The sequence below is a fragment of the Spirillospora sp. NPDC049024 genome, from assembly GCF_040649235.1.
In the GTDB taxonomy this organism is placed as follows: Bacteria; Actinomycetota; Actinomycetes; order Streptosporangiales; family Streptosporangiaceae; genus Spirillospora.
Genome location: NZ_JBEZFD010000002.1, coordinates 168,532 through 183,581, shown reverse-complemented (window position 1 = coordinate 183,581; position 15,050 = coordinate 168,532). Strand labels below are relative to the sequence as shown.

The window sequence follows — 15,050 nt, the reverse complement described above, 5'->3', positions numbered from 1 at the left end:
TACGCGCCGACATCGACGAAAGGAATCCCCCATGTGCTACCCGGGATGGGCGAGCGCGCGGATCGAGGCGCAGCGCCTCAGCGACCTGGCGCGGCTCCGCCGCGTTCGGGACCGGATCGACCGGGAGTACGCGCAACCGCTGGACGTCGAGGCGCTCGCGCGGGGCGTCCACATGTCTGCCGGGCACCTCAGCCGCCAGTTCCGCCGCGCGTACGGCGAGTCGCCGTACTCCTACCTGATGACGCGGCGCATCGAGCGCGCGATGGCGCTGCTGCGTCGCGGCGACCTCAACGTGACCGACGTGTGCTTCGCGGTCGGCTGCTCGTCCCTGGGCACCTTCAGCACCCGCTTCACCGAGCTGGTCGGTGTGCCGCCCAGCGTCTACCGGCGGGAGGCGGCGAACAGGGCGGAGGGGATGCCGGCGTGCGTCGCGAAAGGGGTGACGCGACCGGTCAGGAATCGAGAAGCGCGGGTCGCGGAGCCGCAACTAGCGTGATCGGCATGGACATCACCGTTCACGCGAGCTTCCTTCCGCACGACGACCCGGAGGCCTCGCTGGCCTTCTACCGCGACGATCTGGACTTCGAGGTCCGCAACGACGTCGGCAAGGGCAAGATGCGCTGGATCACCGTCGGGCCGAAGGGCCAGCCCGACACGTCCATCCTGCTTGCGCCGCCGGCCGTCGGCCCCGAGTTCACCGACGAGGAGCGGCGCCTCATCGCCGAGATGATGGCCAAGGGCACCTACGGCTTCATCCTGCTGGCCACCGGAAATCTCGACGCCACCTTCGAGAAGGTGCAGGCCGGCGGAGCCGAGGTCGTCCAGGAGCCGACCGATCAGCCGTACGGGATCCGCGACTGCGCCTTCCGCGACCCCGCGGGCAACCTGGTCCGCATCCAGCAGCGGCCCTGAGCCGTCCGGCGCACCGCGTCCGTCTGCGGCGTCCGTCTGCGGCGACCACGCCGTCCCGGTCGAGCGGCCGACGGGCCTCCGCGCGGCGGCGCGGGCGCCCGTCAAAACACCCCGGGGCCTCATGGTCCGGGGCGTTTCGACGACGCAGGAACCCCGCTGGTCCCGCGGGTTCCACGCCCTGGTGCCTGTCGGCAGGGCTAGGCGCCCACGGCCGTGAGCCCCCGCTCGTAGTCGCCGAGCCACCGCTTGATGCTGTCGCCGACGGCGAGCATGTCGAGGCGGTAGTGCTCGACCAGCACGCTGCCCTGGGCCATCAGGTCGCGGTGCGCCTGATCGTCGAGCAGCTCGAACACCTGGGTCACCTCTCCCTTGATGATGACGAAGCCGCTTTCGATCTCGGAGTCGCCGCTGCCGAGCATGAAGGGCTCGAAGTAGGTGATCTTCCCGTCCTTGACGAGGCCGCTGTAGTGCTCGACGGACCTCTGGAAGAGGGCCATCGCCTCCTTCTCGCGTCCCTGCCGCGGCGCGCCCCACCTGATCAGAATCCCGGTTTCCATGAACGTCTCCCCCCGATTCGTTCGGCTTGGCCGCGTGGAGCCGGTTGCCATGCGACCACGTCTCCTTCCACCAGAACACACCCCCGGGCCCGGGGTGCAAGGGCCGAAGGTCCCCCGCCCGCGCCCCCTCGCGGAGCCCGCTCACCGCCCGTCGGCGGACGGCTTCGGGTCCGGGCTCAGGGCGCTTCTGCGCTGAGGGTGCGCGCCACCGAGCGGCGGGCCGCCATGCGCGCGGGCAGGGCGGTCAGCGCCGCCGTGGCCACGAGCGACACGAGCGCCGCGGCGCACAGCCACCAGGCGGGCGGCGCGCTCAGCTCACCGGCCGCGAGGACACCCAGGGGGATGCCGATGACGGTGCCGGGCAGGGTCGGCAGGAGTTGCGCGGTGGACAGTCCGGCCGTGACCTGCCCCGGGGTGGCGCCGAGGGCGCGCGCGACGGCCATGGTGCGGCGGGTCTCCAGCGCGGTGGTCCAGGCGATCGTGATGATGTTCACCGCGGCGAGCACGGCAAGCGCGACGGTGACGGCGAGCAGGGCGTGGCGTCCTTGCTCGACCTTCACGTTGCCCAGCTTGGAGGACCCCAGGCCGTAGTCGTAGACGGGCTGGGCGTAGAGCATCAGCATGCCCGTCGCACCGATCATCGTGATCGCGATGCTCCAGGCGTGCAGGACGGCGCGGCCGGGACGGCGGGCGACCAGGCGCAGTCCCAGCAGCAGCGGGGTCGGCAGCAGCGCCGACACCCTGTTCAGCCGGGCCCGGCGCTCGGGCCGGCGGGCGGTGCCCGCGAGCGCGGTGACGGTCTCCGTGCGCAGGGCCCGCACGGTCGGGGCGAGAGTGGTCAGGACCGCCACGGCCAGGGCGACGACGGTCGTGAGCAGGACGGTGTCGGCGCTCGGACCGGCGGCGGCGGTGAGCAGGCTGCCCGACGGGTTGACGACGGCGGGCGCGGCCAGCCGGGCGATCGCCAGCCCCAGCGCGTCCGCGATCAGCGCCAGCGTCAGGTACTCGGCGAACAGGACGGCGGCGACCATGCCGGGGGTGGCGCCGACGGCCTTGAGCAGCCCGACCCGGCGGGTCTGCTCGGCGGCCCGCCCCGCGGCCAGCGTGGCCACGCCCGCGATGGCCAGGAGGCTGAGCAGCCAGCTGCCGACGACCAGGACCGGCTGGCTGTCCTTGAGCAGGACCCCGTCCTGCTCGGCCATGAACTGCCAGGTGAAGAAGTTGGTCGGGTACTCGTCGCTGTAGGGGCGGCGGGAGACCACGAACTCCTGGGCGGCGGCGGGGTCCCGCAGCTTCAGGTAGAGCAGGGAGGTCACCGGGAGGTCGGCGGCCGCCAGCACCCGGGCGTCGGTCCGGCTCACCCAGACCAGGCCGTTGGCGTCGCTCGGCCCGCCGCCCGGCCCGTTCATCGCCGCCCACGGGTAGACGGTGTGCGCCGAGGTCACGGCGATCCCGGCGACGGGAAGCGAGCGGCCGGCGACGGTGACGCGGTCGCCGACCCGGACGCCCATCGCGGCCGCGAAGCCGCGCTCGACCACGACGCCTCCCGGGCGGACCCAGCCGCCCGAGGTCACCAGCGGGCGATCGATCGGGCCCGGGGCCGCGTCGGCGCCCTGCGCCACCGCGCGCGACGTCAGGCCGTGCGCCGTCAGCGTCGTGTAGTACTGGCGGTACGGCCCGCTGTGGCCGGCGACCCCGGGAGCACGCTCCAGCGCCGCCATGGCCGAAGCCGCGGTCCGCCCGGTGCCGGGGGTGAGCGCCACGACGTCCGGTCCGGCCGTGGCCGCGCGGGTCTGGCGGAAGAGCGTGTCGGTCGCCTTCCCCAGCGACAGCCCCAGGGCCAGCGTGGCGGTGGCGGCGGTGATCGAGACGACGAGCATCGCGGCCTGGACGGGATGCCGGCGCACGTCGGCCGTCACGAGGCGGAACACCAGCACCATCCGGCCCATCGCGATCAGCCCCCAGCCCGGTTCAGGTCGTCGAGTCCCCCGCCGCCGCGTCCTGCCGACCCGGGAGGCGCCACCGCTAACGGTTAGCCATAGATTGTCGCGATCTTCCGAGATCGTCAATCGGGACCGTCGAACTCGCGCGCGACCGTCCGGGCGGAAGCCCGCATGGCACCGCTCCCAATTAGTTCGTTGACGAATAATTCGTCAGTGAATTACCTTGGTTCCATGCCAGAACCCCTGACCCCCCGCGAGGTCTTTCTGAAGCTCGTGCACGGCGTGTGCGAGGAGCGCTGGGAAGAGGTGCTCGACCTCTACGCCGAGCAGACGCACGTGGAGCACCCGTTCCACCCGCTCGAGGCGCCCCCGCTGCGGTCCCGCGAGGAGCTGCGCGAACACTTCGGCTTCAACGCCCCGCCCGGCGCCTACACGGGGCACACCCTGCGCCGCCGGCCGACCGGCATCACCGTCCACGAGACCGCGGATCCCGAGGTCATCGTGGCCGAGTTCCGGTACGAGGGGACCGTGGTGGAGACCGGCGAGCCGTTCGCGTTCCCGGCGATCTTCGTCCTGCGGGTCCGCGACGGGAAGATCGTCGAATCCCGCGACTACCTCGACCACCTGCGTTCCGCCCGGGCCCGTGGCCAGCTCAGCGAGGCCCTGGACGCCGTCAGGCAGCACCACACGCCTGACAGCTGAGGCCCTGCCCGGCACCGTCCTGGATGCGCACGGTCACCGCCACGCCCCGGCGGTGGAGCGGTGCGCGCTCGCCAACCGGCCCGGCGGGCGCGACCTCCTGCGACCCCTGCCCAGGCGCGGCTATGAGGACAGGGCGCCGTGCACGATCGAGTGCGCGATGCTCCGTACGAATTCCGCGCTCACGTACTCGGGGGGCGCGGTGACGAGGGCGAACAGCGCGCCGCCGTACAGCGCGATCAGAGTGGGGATCTTCTCGGGCGGGACGGCGAGGTCGAGCTCGGCGTGGTGGCCGGCGGTGAACCGCACCGACGCGTCCTGCAACCCCGCGAGGGCCGCGGCCAGGGCCGGCCGCCGTGTCGCCTCCAGCTGGAGTTCGAAGATCGCGAGATAGCGGGTGCGGTGCGCCGTGGCCGCCGCGAGCAGTGATTCCGTCAGCAGCTCGGTGATTCCGGCGCCGCTCGCCCTCTCGGGGCGGGCGGCGTCGTCCATGTCGGCGTGGTGAAGCTCGACGACGCGTTCCGCGGTGGCCACGAGGAGCGCTTCGCGGCTGGGGAAGTAGTTCGAGGCCGTTCCCTGGGGCACCCCGGCGGCCTTCTCGACCGCGCGATGGGTCACGCCATGCGCGCCGGACGCCGCGAGCAGGTCGATGGCGGCATCGGTGAGGTCTCGGCGCCGTCCGGGGTTGGTCCGCGGCACCCCGTCATCGTATGGCAGTCTTCGTACTAGTACGAGCGTAGTGGTAAGGAGCGAGTCCGTGCGCGTAGTCGTGGTGGGAGCCGGTCTGGGGGGCGTCTCGGCCGCCGTCGGCCTGTATCGGGCCGGGCACGAGGTGGTGCTGTACGAGCGCGGCCCCGAACTCCGGGAGGCGGGCACCGGCGTCGTGATCATGCCGAACGGAGTCCGCGCGCTGGACGCGCTGGGGCTGGGCGACGCCGTCCGCTCCGGCCGGGGTGAGGAGACGCCCGCCGCCACCGGCGGGCTGCGGGACTGGCGGGGGCGGCCGCTGCTGGTCGCGGACGCGGGAGAGGCCCAGCGGACGGTCGGAACGCCGGCCGTCGTGGGCCGCACGGAACTGCACCAGGCGCTGCGGGCCCCGCTGCCGCCCGACTCCGTGCGCACGGGGACCGCGATCGAGCGGCTGGACCCCGTCGAGAGCGGCGTCTCGGTGATCAGCGGCGGCGAGCGGGTGGACGCGGCGGACGCGGTGATCGCGGCCGACGGCATCGGCAGCACGCTGCGCGGCCGGCTCTTCCCCGGCCACCCCGGCCTGCGGCGGGTCGGCCGCCTGGACCTGCGCGGAACGCTGCCCGCACCCGCCGGCCTCGACGTCACCGACCTCCTGGCCGGCATCCTCGTCGACCGGCGCACCGGGTCGATGTTCGGCCTGTTCCCGCTGAGGGACGGCGGCCTGTACTGGTTCACCGACTCCGCACTGCACGGAACCCCGCCCGCCCCAGACGAGGCACGCCGGCAGATGCTGTCCCTGATGGCCGACTGGCATCCGGCGGTCCCGGCCCTGATCGAGGCCACCCCGCCCGCCGACGTCTACGTCGACGCGATCGCCTGCCTCGCCAGACCGCTCCCCACCTACGCCCTCGGCCGGATCGCCCTCCTCGGCGACGCCGCGCACGCCATGACGCCCGACCTCGGTCAGGGCGCCAGCCAGGCCTTCGAGGACGCCGCCGCGATCACCCGCCATCTGGAGGACGCCGGACCTCCGCAGGTCGCCGAGCGCCTGCGCCGCTACGACGCCGAACGCCGCCCACGCGCCAACCGCCTCATGGCGCAAGCGTCCCGGCAGTCGTGGCTGACTTCGAGGACCGGCGCCACCGCCTGGCTCCGGGACGCCGCCCTCCGCGCGATCCCCGACCGCCTCGCCACCCGCCAACTGGCCGCCCTCTGGCAGGCCTGACACGAACGCCCGTCTCCGCGTTATGCCGCCGGGTCCCGTCTTGCGAGGACGAGGGCGGCAACGGCGGCGGCCAAGCCGATCGTGACGAGCTGGGCGATGGTTCCGGTGGCGAGATGGGCGGTGCCGGACGGGTCGAACAGGTGCGTCCAGGCCTGCCAGTAGTGCACGGGGAGGACGACCGTCACGGCGTGGAGCGCGGATTGGCCGTCGAGGATGGTCGCCATGACGACGAACGCGGTGGCGGTACCGAGGGCTTCGGCGCCGCGGGGCAGGAGCAGGCCGAGCGCGAGGGCGATCGCGGCGATGCTCAGCATGCAGAGGACGGTGTAGCCGCCGGCGGTCAGGACGCGGGCGATGGCGTCGCCGGTGGTGAGGGCGGGCGCGTCGATGATGTGGAAGGGATGCCAGCCGAAGAGGGCGAGGCCGCTCAGCAGACCGGCCACCAGCACGCACGCGGTGGCGGCCACGGTGATGATCGCGACGGCGGCGAGCTTCCCGGCGAGCAGCCGTGAGCGGGTGACCGGGGCGACGTAGAGGTAGCGCAGTGTCCCCCAGTCTCGGTCGGCGGATCCGATCGCCGTGGCCAGAAGCGCGACCACGATGGGAAGTAGCAGGGGGGCGATGAACTGGAGGCTCGCCATGGCGTGGTTGAGGGCGGAGTAAGGGGCCGCACCGAACAGGCCGTCCTGGGTGCCGTTGCGGTGCCCGGCATGGGACGCGGTCGCGAGCGCGGCCATGACGGGGACGGCGGCCGGGCAGGCGAGCGCCACGAGGGTGCGGACGCGGAGCAGTTGGCTGGTCAGTTCAACGCGCAGCATGCCCGTCGCCTCCTTGGGTGATGGTGAGGAACGCCTCTTCCAGGGATCGGCTCGCCCGGTGCACGGCGGCGACGCCGATACCGGCCGTGACCAGGGCGTGGACGAGATCGCGTGAGGGGACCCCGGGGGCGGCGACGGTGACTTCGCCGCCCTGGGCCGTGACGGTGGCGACGCCCGCCATCTCGCCGAGTGCCGGTCGTCTTCGCCTGGGCACGGCGTTCCTGACCGCGGGCGCGACGGCCAACGCCACCGCCCTTCTGGGCTTCTCGCTGAACGACGGTCCCGACCCGGCGGCGACCGCGACCGGCCTCGGCCTGCTCGGCCTGCTGGCCGCCCTCGTCCTGGTCCTCCGCGACACCCACCACCTGCCCACCCCCAAGTGACCACCCTTGGCCGTGTGCACCAGGCGGGCCCGTTTTCCCCACACGCCACAGCAGGTGTCGGAGTTCGGGGCGACCGGCGGGTCGGGTGGTACGGTGACGCCGTGACCAGTTGATCTTGCCCGGCCTGCTGCTGTCGGGCGGTGGCGGGAGTGGGCCATGCGGACCAAGGGCCGGGGAGCGCCCGACGCGGAGTCGCCCTGGGACGAGATCGTCCCGTTGCTCTGGATGGGCGGGCACTACTACCGGGATCCGGCCGGTGCCCGGACGCCGGCCGTGGTCGGCCGCGAGTTCGATCTCGTGATCAGTTTGTACGTGCGCGAAGGGCACGGTCCGGACGCCGGGGTCGAGCACCGCCGTGTCGAGGTTCCGGACGGGCCGCTGACCGCCGAGCAGATCGAGGCGGTCTGCCGTGCGGCGGAGTCGGTCGCGGAGTCGGTCCGGCAAGGAAGGCGCGTGCTGGTCCGCTGCCATTCCGGCTACAACCGTTCCGGCCTTGTCATCGCCCATGCCCTCACGCTTCTGGGCTACGGCACCGACGATGCCGTCTTCCTGCTTCGGTATCGGCGGTCGAAGTGGGCGCTGAACAACTCCCTGTTCGTGGACTACCTGAACACCGGACTCGACGTGGCGCGGCTGCTCACAGGCCTCGGCTCGACGTGAGGGCGGGCTGAGGGCGCAGCACCCCTCGCAGGCCGGTCTCCTCCGACGGCGGGCGATGATTTCGGGCGGTGGCGGAGGTCTGCACTCGGGCAGGACACGCAGACCAGACCTCACACCAGGATGGCCGACATGACCGAGGTAACGCCGGAGACGGGCAAGCCGACACGCGCGGAGCTGTGGGGGCTCGTTCATGAGGAGCGGGCGGCGCTGGCGGCCGACCTCGCCGATCTGCCCGAGGCGCGGTGGGCGACGCCGTCGCTGTGCGACGGGTTGTCGGTCCGCGAGGTCCTCGCGCACCTCACCGCTGGGGCGAGCCTGGGGCCGGTGCGATGGATGGCGGGGGTGATCCGCTGCCGCTTCGACTTCGACAAGCAGGTGGCGATGCGGCTGAACGAGCAGTTGGGGGCGTCCGCCGCCGAGACCCTGGAGAGGTTCGGACGCGCCGTCACCAGCACCACCAAGCCGCCGCTGCCGGTCATGGCGATGCTCGGGGAGACGATCGTGCACGGCGAGGACATCCGGCGGCCGCTCGGCATCCGCCGGGAGCATCCGGTCACGACGCTCACCCCGCTGGCCGAGTACTACGCCGGCTCCGACCAGGTCGTCCTGGCCAAGGGCCGGATCGAGGGGCTGCGGCTCACCGCGACCGACGGGCCCTTCACCGCCGGCTCCGGCTCCCCCGTGTCCGGCTCCACGCTGGCGCTGGTCATGGCGATGACCGGACGCGCGGACTACTGCGACGAGCTCAGCGGGGACGGGGTGGCGACCCTGCGCGAACGCGGCGCCAAGGCGTGAGGACCGCGGGACGGGGCGGGACGTAGGGTTGGGGGGTGTTTTCGGAGCGAGGGCCGTCCTTGTGGGAGCTCGCGGTCCAGGCGTTGTCGTCGGTGGAGCGCGGATATGACCTGCTCGCTCCCAAGTTCGACCACACGCCCTTCCGCACGCCCGACCACGTCCTGGACGCCACCGCCGACGCGCTGCGGCCGTTCGGTCCGTTCGGTCAGGGGCTGGACGTGTGCTGCGGGACCGGCGCGGGCATGCGGGTCCTCGGGCCCCTGTGCGATGGACGACTGTGCGATGGGCGGGTCACCGGGGTCGACTTCAGCTCGGGAATGCTCGCGCAGGCGCGGCGAGCACATCCGGATGCCGGGTGGGTGCGGGCCGATGTCCGCGACCTGCCGTTCCGCGAGGCCTTCGACCTCGCGGTCACCTTCGGGGCGCTCGGGCACGTGCTCCCGAGCGAGCGGCCGGCGCTCTTCGGCGGGGTGTACCGCGCGCTGCGGCCCGGTGGGCTGTTCGCCTTCCCGGTCGGCGCGCCGCCGCCCATCGCGTCCCTCCAGTATTGGGCGCTGCTCGGGTTCGACGTGGTCATGCGTGTCCGGAACGCCGTCTGGCGTCCCCCGTTCGTCATGTACTACCGGACGTGTCCGCTGCACGCGCTCCGCAGCGACCTGGCAGCCGCCGGGTTCACCGTGACGACCGTCCCCCTGACGGCCTTGGGCACGCGCGAGGACGGCACTCCGCGAGGGCGGCTCGTCCTGGCACGTAAACCCGGCGGCTGAACCCCCCTCAGACGGGCTGGGACGGCAGGTCCCTGTGGTGGCGGAGAGGGCCCGTCAGGAGGATCAGGCCCGTGAGGGCCAGGCCGCCCGTGCTGATCCACATGGCGGGGCGGACGCCCCAGGCGGTGCCCAGGGCGCCGCCCAGGAGCGCGCCGAGCGGGATGGCGCCGTAGCTGACCAGTTGCATGGTCACCGTGATCCGGCCGAGCAGGGCGCGCGGGCTGTAGGTCTGGCGGAAGCTGCCCTTGATGACGTTGCCCGCCGCGACTCCAGCGGCGATGACGAACCCGCCGGCGACGGTCGGCAGCAGCCCGGCTCCCGGTTCGGTGAGGGGGATCAGCAGGCCGAACGGCGCCGCGCCGATCTCGGCGGCGAGCAGGGCGCGCGCCGACCCGAACCGCCGGGACGGGACGGGGGCCGCGGCGGCGCCGGCGACGGCGCCCAGGCTCGCCGCGGCGGCGAGGGCCCCCACCATGCCCGGGGTGACGCCCACCTCGCGGACCAGGAACACGACCAGGATCGACTGGTATCCGAACAGGCAGACGTTGCTGGCGGCCGAGAACAGCGTCAGCACCCGGAGATAGGGGTCGCCGGCAACGAACCGGAGGCCCTCGGCGATCTCCTCGCGCAGCGACCCGCGCCGCACGCGGGTGGGGCGGGACTCGCGGGTCCGGATGGCGAGGAGGCACAGGGCCGAGACGAGGTAGCTCGCCGCGTCGATGAGCAGCGCGTTCACCGCGCCCGCGAGCTGGGTGACCAGGCCTGCCACGCCAGGGCCGCCCACCTGGGCGGCGGCCTCGGTCGCCTGCACCTTGGCGTTGCCCTCGGCCAGTTCGTCACGCTCCAGCAGGGACGGCAGGTAGACCTGGTAGGCCGTCTGGAAGAACACGCCCGTGCACCCGGCGCCCAGCGCGACGGCCGCCAGGTGGGCGATCGTCAGCCGGTCGAGCCAGGCGGCGACCGGGACGCTGAGGAAGAGCATCAGGGCCGTCACGTCGCACGCGAGCATCACCGGCCGGCGGGGAAGGCGGTCCACCCAGGCGCCCGCCGGGAGGCCGATGAGCAGCCAGGACAGCCAGGCCGCGGCCGAGAGCAGCGCCACCTGGAAGGTGCCCGCGTCGAGGACGGCGACCGCGACCAGCGGGAGCGCCACGCCGGTGACGCTGCTGCCCAGCTTGCCGGTGGCCTGGCCGGTCCAGAGCAGCCGGAAGTCGCGGCGCCGGCGCAGGCCGCCGGGCGCCGGGGCGAGGACGGTCACGGCTCCGCCGGGACCCCGTGGGCGAACAGGAAGACGGGCTCGCGGTCCTGCCCGTCGTCGGGGACGTCCCGCCGCTCCCACCGGGCGAGCACGGCGAGGATCTCCTGCTCGAGCTCGCCCAGCTCGGCGGGGGTCAGGTGCAGCCACTTGTCGACGGAGAAGGCCGCGCCGTTCCACGCCGCCCGCTGCTCCCGGACGGCGTGCCAGGCGCGGACCAGGCTGATCTGGCGGTCGAGGCCGAGCGAGACCGCCGCGTCGGCCACCGCCTGACGGGACGGGTCGTCGTCGAAGTCGCCCGTCACCCAGCGGAGCTCGGGCGCGGCCAGCCGCCACCAGCGTTCGCGGCGGTCCCTGGCGAGTTCCGGGGCCTCCGCGATCAGGCCCGCGGCGGCGAGCACCTTCAGGTGGTGGCTGATGTTGGCCACGGCCTGGTCCGTCCGGTCGGCGAGGACGCTCGCGGTGGACGGCCCGTAGACATTGAGCACGTCCATGAGGCGGCGGCGGAGCGGATGCGACATCGCGGCCAGCACCCGGGAGTCGGTCACCTTGGGCACGTCGTGCGGATCGATCATGCACTCATCCTCACATGCACAAGACTGCTTGCACAACAGCTCTTGCACAACAAGCGCTGCACGAATCGGGCCGGTGGTGGCCTCGCGGATGGTGGGCGAGGGGGGCGAATAGGGGAAAGCTGTCAGCAGATGGTCGGATTTGGGGGATGTTATGCCGGTTCGCGTGGGCGGAATCGAGTTGTTCGCGGGTCCGACGTCGCTGGGCGGGCCCGACGATCTCGACGCGGTGGTCCGGGAGTTCATCGGCGGGGCGCGGCACACGCTGCGCATTGCGGTCCAGGAGCTGGACTCCCGGGGGATCGCGGAGGCGGTCCTGACGGCTCGGGCGGCCGGGGTGCGGGTGCAGATCATCCTGGAGGGGGACTACCTGCGGGAGGAGCGGCCCCTCGCGGACCCGTGGGCGGCGGCGGGGTCCAACGAGGAGAACCGGCTCATCTACGCGGCGCTGCTGCGGGCGGGGGTCGACCTCGTCACCGACCTGAACCCGGCGATCTTCCACCAGAAGTTCATCGTGCGGGACGAGGGGGAGGCGACGGCGGCGGTGCTGACCGGGTCGGCGAACTTCACGCTCACCGACACCGGCACCAACCCGGCGGGGGCCGGCGGCGGAGGCAAGGCGGGCAACAACCTCAACCACGTGGTGGTGCTGCGGGGGCAGCGGGCCTCCTCCCTCTACCTGGAGGAGTTCCTGCGGATGCGGTCGGGGACGTTCGGGGCGCTGCACGAGCGGGCCGAGGCGCGTCCGGCGGAGTTCCGGCTGGGCGGGGTCCGGGTGAAGCCGCTGTTCGCACCCCGGCACGGGCCCGAGATGGAGATCATGAAGCAGATGCTCAAGGCGTCGGCGAGCGTGGACTTCGCGATGTTCACCTTCGCCCGCTCGTCCGGCATCGACGACACCATGATCCGGCTCGCCCCGTCGCTGCGGATCCGCGGGGTGCTGGACCACGGGCAGGGCGTCCAGGCGTGGGCCGCGACCGAGCCGCTGAAGGCCGCCGGGGTGAAGCTGTTCGCCAACAGGCCGGGCACCGGGGTGCGGAAGGTGCACCACAAGCTGATGGTCGTGGACGAGCGGCTGGTGATCGCCGGAAGCTTCAACTACACCGCGCCCGCGACGACGCTGAACGACGAGAACATCGTCGTCCTGGGCGATCTGGAGGAGACCCGCGAGGACGCCGAGGCAGGCCAGCGGGCCATCGCCGGCTACGCGCTCAGGGAGATCGAGCGCATCGTCGCCGAGCTCGCGCAGCCCGCGTAGCGGCGTGGTCATCCACGGGCACACCCGCTCCACGTTTGCCTCAAGGGTCGTTCAAATGCGTCGGCGACCCGGTTCCCCATGATCCGACAAAGGGGACTTCACAGAACGAACTCGCAGCTCGATCAGGAGGTCCCATGACGACGAGAATGTCCCGCGGGGGTCGGGCGACCCCGAGCCGCCAGGACTACCAGATCTCCGGATGGCTCGCCTTCGCGGGGATCCTCTCCCTCGTGGTGGGCGCCTTCAACGTCATCGACGGGGTGGTGGCCCTGTTCAAGGACGACTACTACGTCGCGAACTCCGGCCAGATCCTGGTGTTCGACTTCACCGCGTGGGGAGTGTTCTGGCTCACCCTCGGCGCCCTCCAGATCCTCATCGGCTTCGGGGTCCTGGCGGGGCAGATGTGGGCGCGGGTGATCGGCATCGTCTTCGCCTTCCTCGCCGCCCTGGGGCACCTGGCGTTCCTGGCCGCGTTCCCGATCTGGTCGGTGCTGACCATCGCGCTGTGCGTCCTGATGATGTACGCGCTCATCGCCCCCGCCCCCGGCGCGAGAGCGGACTGACGCCCCGGCGGGGCCCCGGCGGCGGTACCCGAGGCCGTCGAGGCCGCGGCCCGGCCGCACATACCCGGGCCGCGTACGGGCAGTAGCGCCGGGTGGCGAAGGCGCCGGCCCGGCGGCCGTGGAGGCAGATGAGAACCGCGCTGGCGGACCGGCTGGGGGGCCGCGGCAAAGCTCACGTCGTCGTCCTGATGGCCTGCGTCATGGCGCTGAACGCGGCGGACGCCGGGGTGATCGGGGCGATCGTCCACGAACTGCGGCAGTCCCTGCACGTCACCAACACGCAGGTCGGGGTGCTGACGGCCGCGCCGGCGGCGGTGGGCGCGGTCGCGACGGTGCCGGTGGGCCAGCTCACCGACCGGGTGCGGCGGGTGCCGCTGCTGGCGGGCAGCGTGGTGCTGTGGAGCCTCGCGATGGTCGTCGGCGGGCTGGCGGACTCGTTCGAGTCGCTGCTGGCGTCGCGGGTGGCGCTGGGCGCGGTGACGGCGACGGCGGGGCCCACGGTGGCGTCCCTGATCGGGGACCTGTTCCCGCCGGAGGAACGGGCCGCGACGTACGGGCGCGTCCTCGCCGGCGAGCTGATCGGGGTCGGGTTCGGGCTCCTCGCGGGCGGCAACATCGCCGCGTTCCTGAGCTGGCGGGTGGCGTTCTGGTTCGTCGCGGCGCTGGGGTTCGTCCTCGCCGCGGTGCTGTGGTGGATGCTGGCCGAGCCGGAGCGCGGCGCGCAGGCGCCCTCCGGCGGACGCGGCGGAGAGGAACTCGCGCAGCGGCAGGTGCAGGCGGCCGGCGTGGAGCCGGACCCGAGGAACGTCCTCACCACCGACCCCGAGCGCCTGACGCTGCTCCAGGCGGCCCGGCACGTGCTCACCATCCGCACCAACGTGATCATCATCCTGGCGTCCGCGGCCGGCTACTTCTTCTTCTCCGGGCTGCGCACGTTCGGAATGGTGTTCGTGCTGGACCGGTACGCGGTCGGGCGGGGCGGCCTGTCGGCGTTCCTGCTGGCCCTCGGCGTGGCCGCGTTCGCCGGGGTGCTCGTCGGCGGACGGCTGTCCGACCGGCTCCTGCGCGGCGGCGCGCTGAACGCACGGGTCGACGTGCCGACCGTGGCGTTCGCCGTGGCGGCACTGCTCTTCCTGCCCGGCCTGCTCACCGAGCAGGCACTGATCGCGCTGCCGCTGTTCGCGCTCGGCGCCGCCGCGCTGGCCGCGGCCAACCCCCCGCTGGACGCGGTGCGGCTGGACGTCGTCCACTTCCGGCTGTGGGGGCGCGCGGAGGCCATCCGGACGATCGTGCGCATGTCCGGGGAGGCGGCGGCACCGGTGCTGTTCGGCTGGCTGTCGGGTGTGCTCGGGGACGGCGGGGAGGCGGCGGTCGGCCTGGACCGGGTGTTCCTGCTGGCGCTGCTGCCGCTGGCGGCCAACGGGCTGCTGCTGCTCTGGGCCCGGAGCGCCTATCCGCGGGACGTGGCGTCTGCGCTGGAGTCCGAACGCCGCTTCGGAGCGGGGCCCTGACCCGGCCTGCCCTGGTTCGCCCGCCTCGCCGCTACTCGTCCTTCGGCGGGTCGTTCAGGATGCGGTAGCGGTCGAGGATGCGTTCGAGCTCGCGGCGGTCGCGCTTGGTGGGGCGGCCCGCGCCGCGATCCCGGCGGCCGACCGGGATGAGCGCCTCGCGCGGCGGCGGGGGCGGGCTCTTGTCGATCAGGCACTCCTGGGCGACGGGCGCGCCGACCCGCTTGCGGACGATCTTCTGCACGACGACGATCCGCTCCCGCCCGTCATGGCGGAGCCGGACGACGTCGCCGGGCTTGACCGCGGTGGACGGCTTGGCGCGCTCGTCGTTCACGCGGACGTGCCCCGCCCGGCACGCGGTCGTCGCCATCGAGCGGGTCTTCAGCAGCCGAACGGACCAGATCCACAGATCGACCCGCACGGACCCCTCATCGCCCATGCGTCC

18 protein-coding genes are annotated in these 15,050 nt (G+C 73.0%); 11 read left to right on the top strand and 7 right to left on the bottom strand.

Features of this window, described 5'->3' with window-relative positions:
* Positions 1–31 precede the first annotated feature (31 nt).
* Positions 32–496, top strand: coding sequence for a helix-turn-helix transcriptional regulator (locus tag AB0C21_RS03720; protein ID WP_500202514.1), 465 nt, complete (start codon positions 32–34; stop codon positions 494–496).
* 5 nt (positions 497–501) lie between these two features.
* Complete coding sequence (locus AB0C21_RS03715; RefSeq protein WP_500202513.1) at positions 502–912, top strand: VOC family protein; 411 nt, start codon at positions 502–504, stop codon at positions 910–912.
* A gap of 197 nt (positions 913–1,109) precedes the next feature.
* Here AB0C21_RS03715 and AB0C21_RS03710 read toward each other — a convergent pair whose 3' ends face one another.
* Together AB0C21_RS03710 and AB0C21_RS03705 are read right to left on the bottom strand one after the other, a co-directional pair.
* Positions 1,110–1,469: a hypothetical protein gene (locus AB0C21_RS03710; RefSeq protein WP_500202512.1), complete on the bottom strand. Its 360-nt coding sequence runs from the start codon at positions 1,467–1,469 to the stop codon at positions 1,110–1,112.
* Positions 1,470–1,645: 176 nt separating this feature from the next.
* Entirely contained in the window at positions 1,646–3,418 is a 1,773-nt protein-coding gene (locus AB0C21_RS03705) for an ABC transporter permease (RefSeq protein ID WP_500202511.1), read from the bottom strand.
* A gap of 225 nt (positions 3,419–3,643) precedes the next feature.
* Here AB0C21_RS03705 and AB0C21_RS03700 point away from each other — a divergent pair, with 225 nt between their 5' ends.
* Complete coding sequence (locus tag AB0C21_RS03700; protein ID WP_500202510.1) at positions 3,644–4,114, top strand: nuclear transport factor 2 family protein; 471 nt, start codon at positions 3,644–3,646, stop codon at positions 4,112–4,114.
* Between the two features lie 120 nt (positions 4,115–4,234).
* Here AB0C21_RS03700 and AB0C21_RS03695 read toward each other — a convergent pair whose 3' ends face one another.
* Complete coding sequence (locus AB0C21_RS03695) at positions 4,235–4,810, bottom strand: TetR/AcrR family transcriptional regulator (RefSeq protein WP_500202509.1); 576 nt, start codon at positions 4,808–4,810, stop codon at positions 4,235–4,237.
* A gap of 58 nt (positions 4,811–4,868) precedes the next feature.
* On the opposite strand from AB0C21_RS03695, the gene AB0C21_RS03690 reads away from it, so the two are divergent.
* Positions 4,869–6,026: an FAD-dependent monooxygenase gene (locus AB0C21_RS03690; protein WP_500202508.1), complete on the top strand. Its 1,158-nt coding sequence runs from the start codon at positions 4,869–4,871 to the stop codon at positions 6,024–6,026.
* A 20-nt stretch (positions 6,027–6,046) separates the two neighbouring features.
* Here AB0C21_RS03690 and AB0C21_RS03685 read toward each other — a convergent pair whose 3' ends face one another.
* Positions 6,047–6,844, bottom strand: coding sequence for a DUF2705 family protein (locus AB0C21_RS03685; protein ID WP_500202507.1), 798 nt, complete (start codon positions 6,842–6,844; stop codon positions 6,047–6,049).
* Positions 6,845–6,981: 137 nt separating this feature from the next.
* Here AB0C21_RS03685 and AB0C21_RS03680 point away from each other — a divergent pair, with 137 nt between their 5' ends.
* The 4 genes from AB0C21_RS03680 (at position 6,982) to AB0C21_RS03665 (ending at position 9,449) form a co-directional block, all read left to right on the top strand.
* Complete coding sequence (locus AB0C21_RS03680) at positions 6,982–7,227, top strand: hypothetical protein (RefSeq protein WP_500202506.1); 246 nt, start codon at positions 6,982–6,984, stop codon at positions 7,225–7,227.
* Between the two features lie 156 nt (positions 7,228–7,383).
* The gene (locus AB0C21_RS03675) at positions 7,384–7,887 is read left to right on the top strand and encodes a protein-tyrosine phosphatase family protein (protein WP_500202505.1); all 504 of its coding nucleotides are present in this window, start codon (positions 7,384–7,386) and stop codon (positions 7,885–7,887) included.
* Between the two features lie 129 nt (positions 7,888–8,016).
* Positions 8,017–8,682: a maleylpyruvate isomerase family mycothiol-dependent enzyme gene (locus tag AB0C21_RS03670; RefSeq protein WP_500202504.1), complete on the top strand. Its 666-nt coding sequence runs from the start codon at positions 8,017–8,019 to the stop codon at positions 8,680–8,682.
* 35 nt (positions 8,683–8,717) lie between these two features.
* The gene (locus AB0C21_RS03665; protein ID WP_500202503.1) at positions 8,718–9,449 is read left to right on the top strand and encodes a methyltransferase domain-containing protein; all 732 of its coding nucleotides are present in this window, start codon (positions 8,718–8,720) and stop codon (positions 9,447–9,449) included.
* A 7-nt stretch (positions 9,450–9,456) separates the two neighbouring features.
* On the opposite strand, the gene AB0C21_RS03660 is transcribed toward AB0C21_RS03665, so the two are convergent.
* On the bottom strand, positions 9,457–10,707 hold the full coding sequence (locus tag AB0C21_RS03660; RefSeq protein ID WP_500202502.1) for an MFS transporter: 1,251 nt from the start codon (positions 10,705–10,707) through the stop codon (positions 9,457–9,459).
* Positions 10,704–11,279 carry an ArsR/SmtB family transcription factor gene (locus tag AB0C21_RS03655; protein ID WP_500202501.1) on the bottom strand — a complete coding sequence of 192 codons (576 nt, stop codon included), beginning with the start codon at positions 11,277–11,279 and terminating at the stop codon, positions 10,704–10,706. The genes AB0C21_RS03660 and AB0C21_RS03655 overlap by 4 nt, the downstream gene beginning before the upstream one ends.
* A 163-nt stretch (positions 11,280–11,442) precedes the next feature.
* Between AB0C21_RS03655 and AB0C21_RS03650 the strand changes: the two genes are divergently transcribed.
* The 3 genes from AB0C21_RS03650 (at position 11,443) to AB0C21_RS03640 (ending at position 14,608) form a co-directional block, all read left to right on the top strand.
* On the top strand, positions 11,443–12,534 hold the full coding sequence (locus AB0C21_RS03650; protein ID WP_500202500.1) for a phospholipase D-like domain-containing protein: 1,092 nt from the start codon (positions 11,443–11,445) through the stop codon (positions 12,532–12,534).
* A gap of 134 nt (positions 12,535–12,668) precedes the next feature.
* Positions 12,669–13,097 (top strand): DUF7144 family membrane protein, encoded by a 429-nt coding sequence (locus AB0C21_RS03645; RefSeq protein WP_500202499.1) that lies wholly within the window; start codon positions 12,669–12,671, stop codon positions 13,095–13,097.
* 128 nt (positions 13,098–13,225) lie between these two features.
* Complete coding sequence (locus tag AB0C21_RS03640) at positions 13,226–14,608, top strand: MFS transporter (RefSeq protein WP_500202498.1); 1,383 nt, start codon at positions 13,226–13,228, stop codon at positions 14,606–14,608.
* A 31-nt stretch (positions 14,609–14,639) separates the two neighbouring features.
* Here AB0C21_RS03640 and AB0C21_RS03635 read toward each other — a convergent pair whose 3' ends face one another.
* A complete protein-coding gene (locus tag AB0C21_RS03635) occupies positions 14,640–15,044 on the bottom strand; it encodes an RNA-binding S4 domain-containing protein (protein WP_500202497.1) in 405 nt (134 codons plus the stop codon).
* Positions 15,045–15,050: the final 6 nt, after the last annotated feature.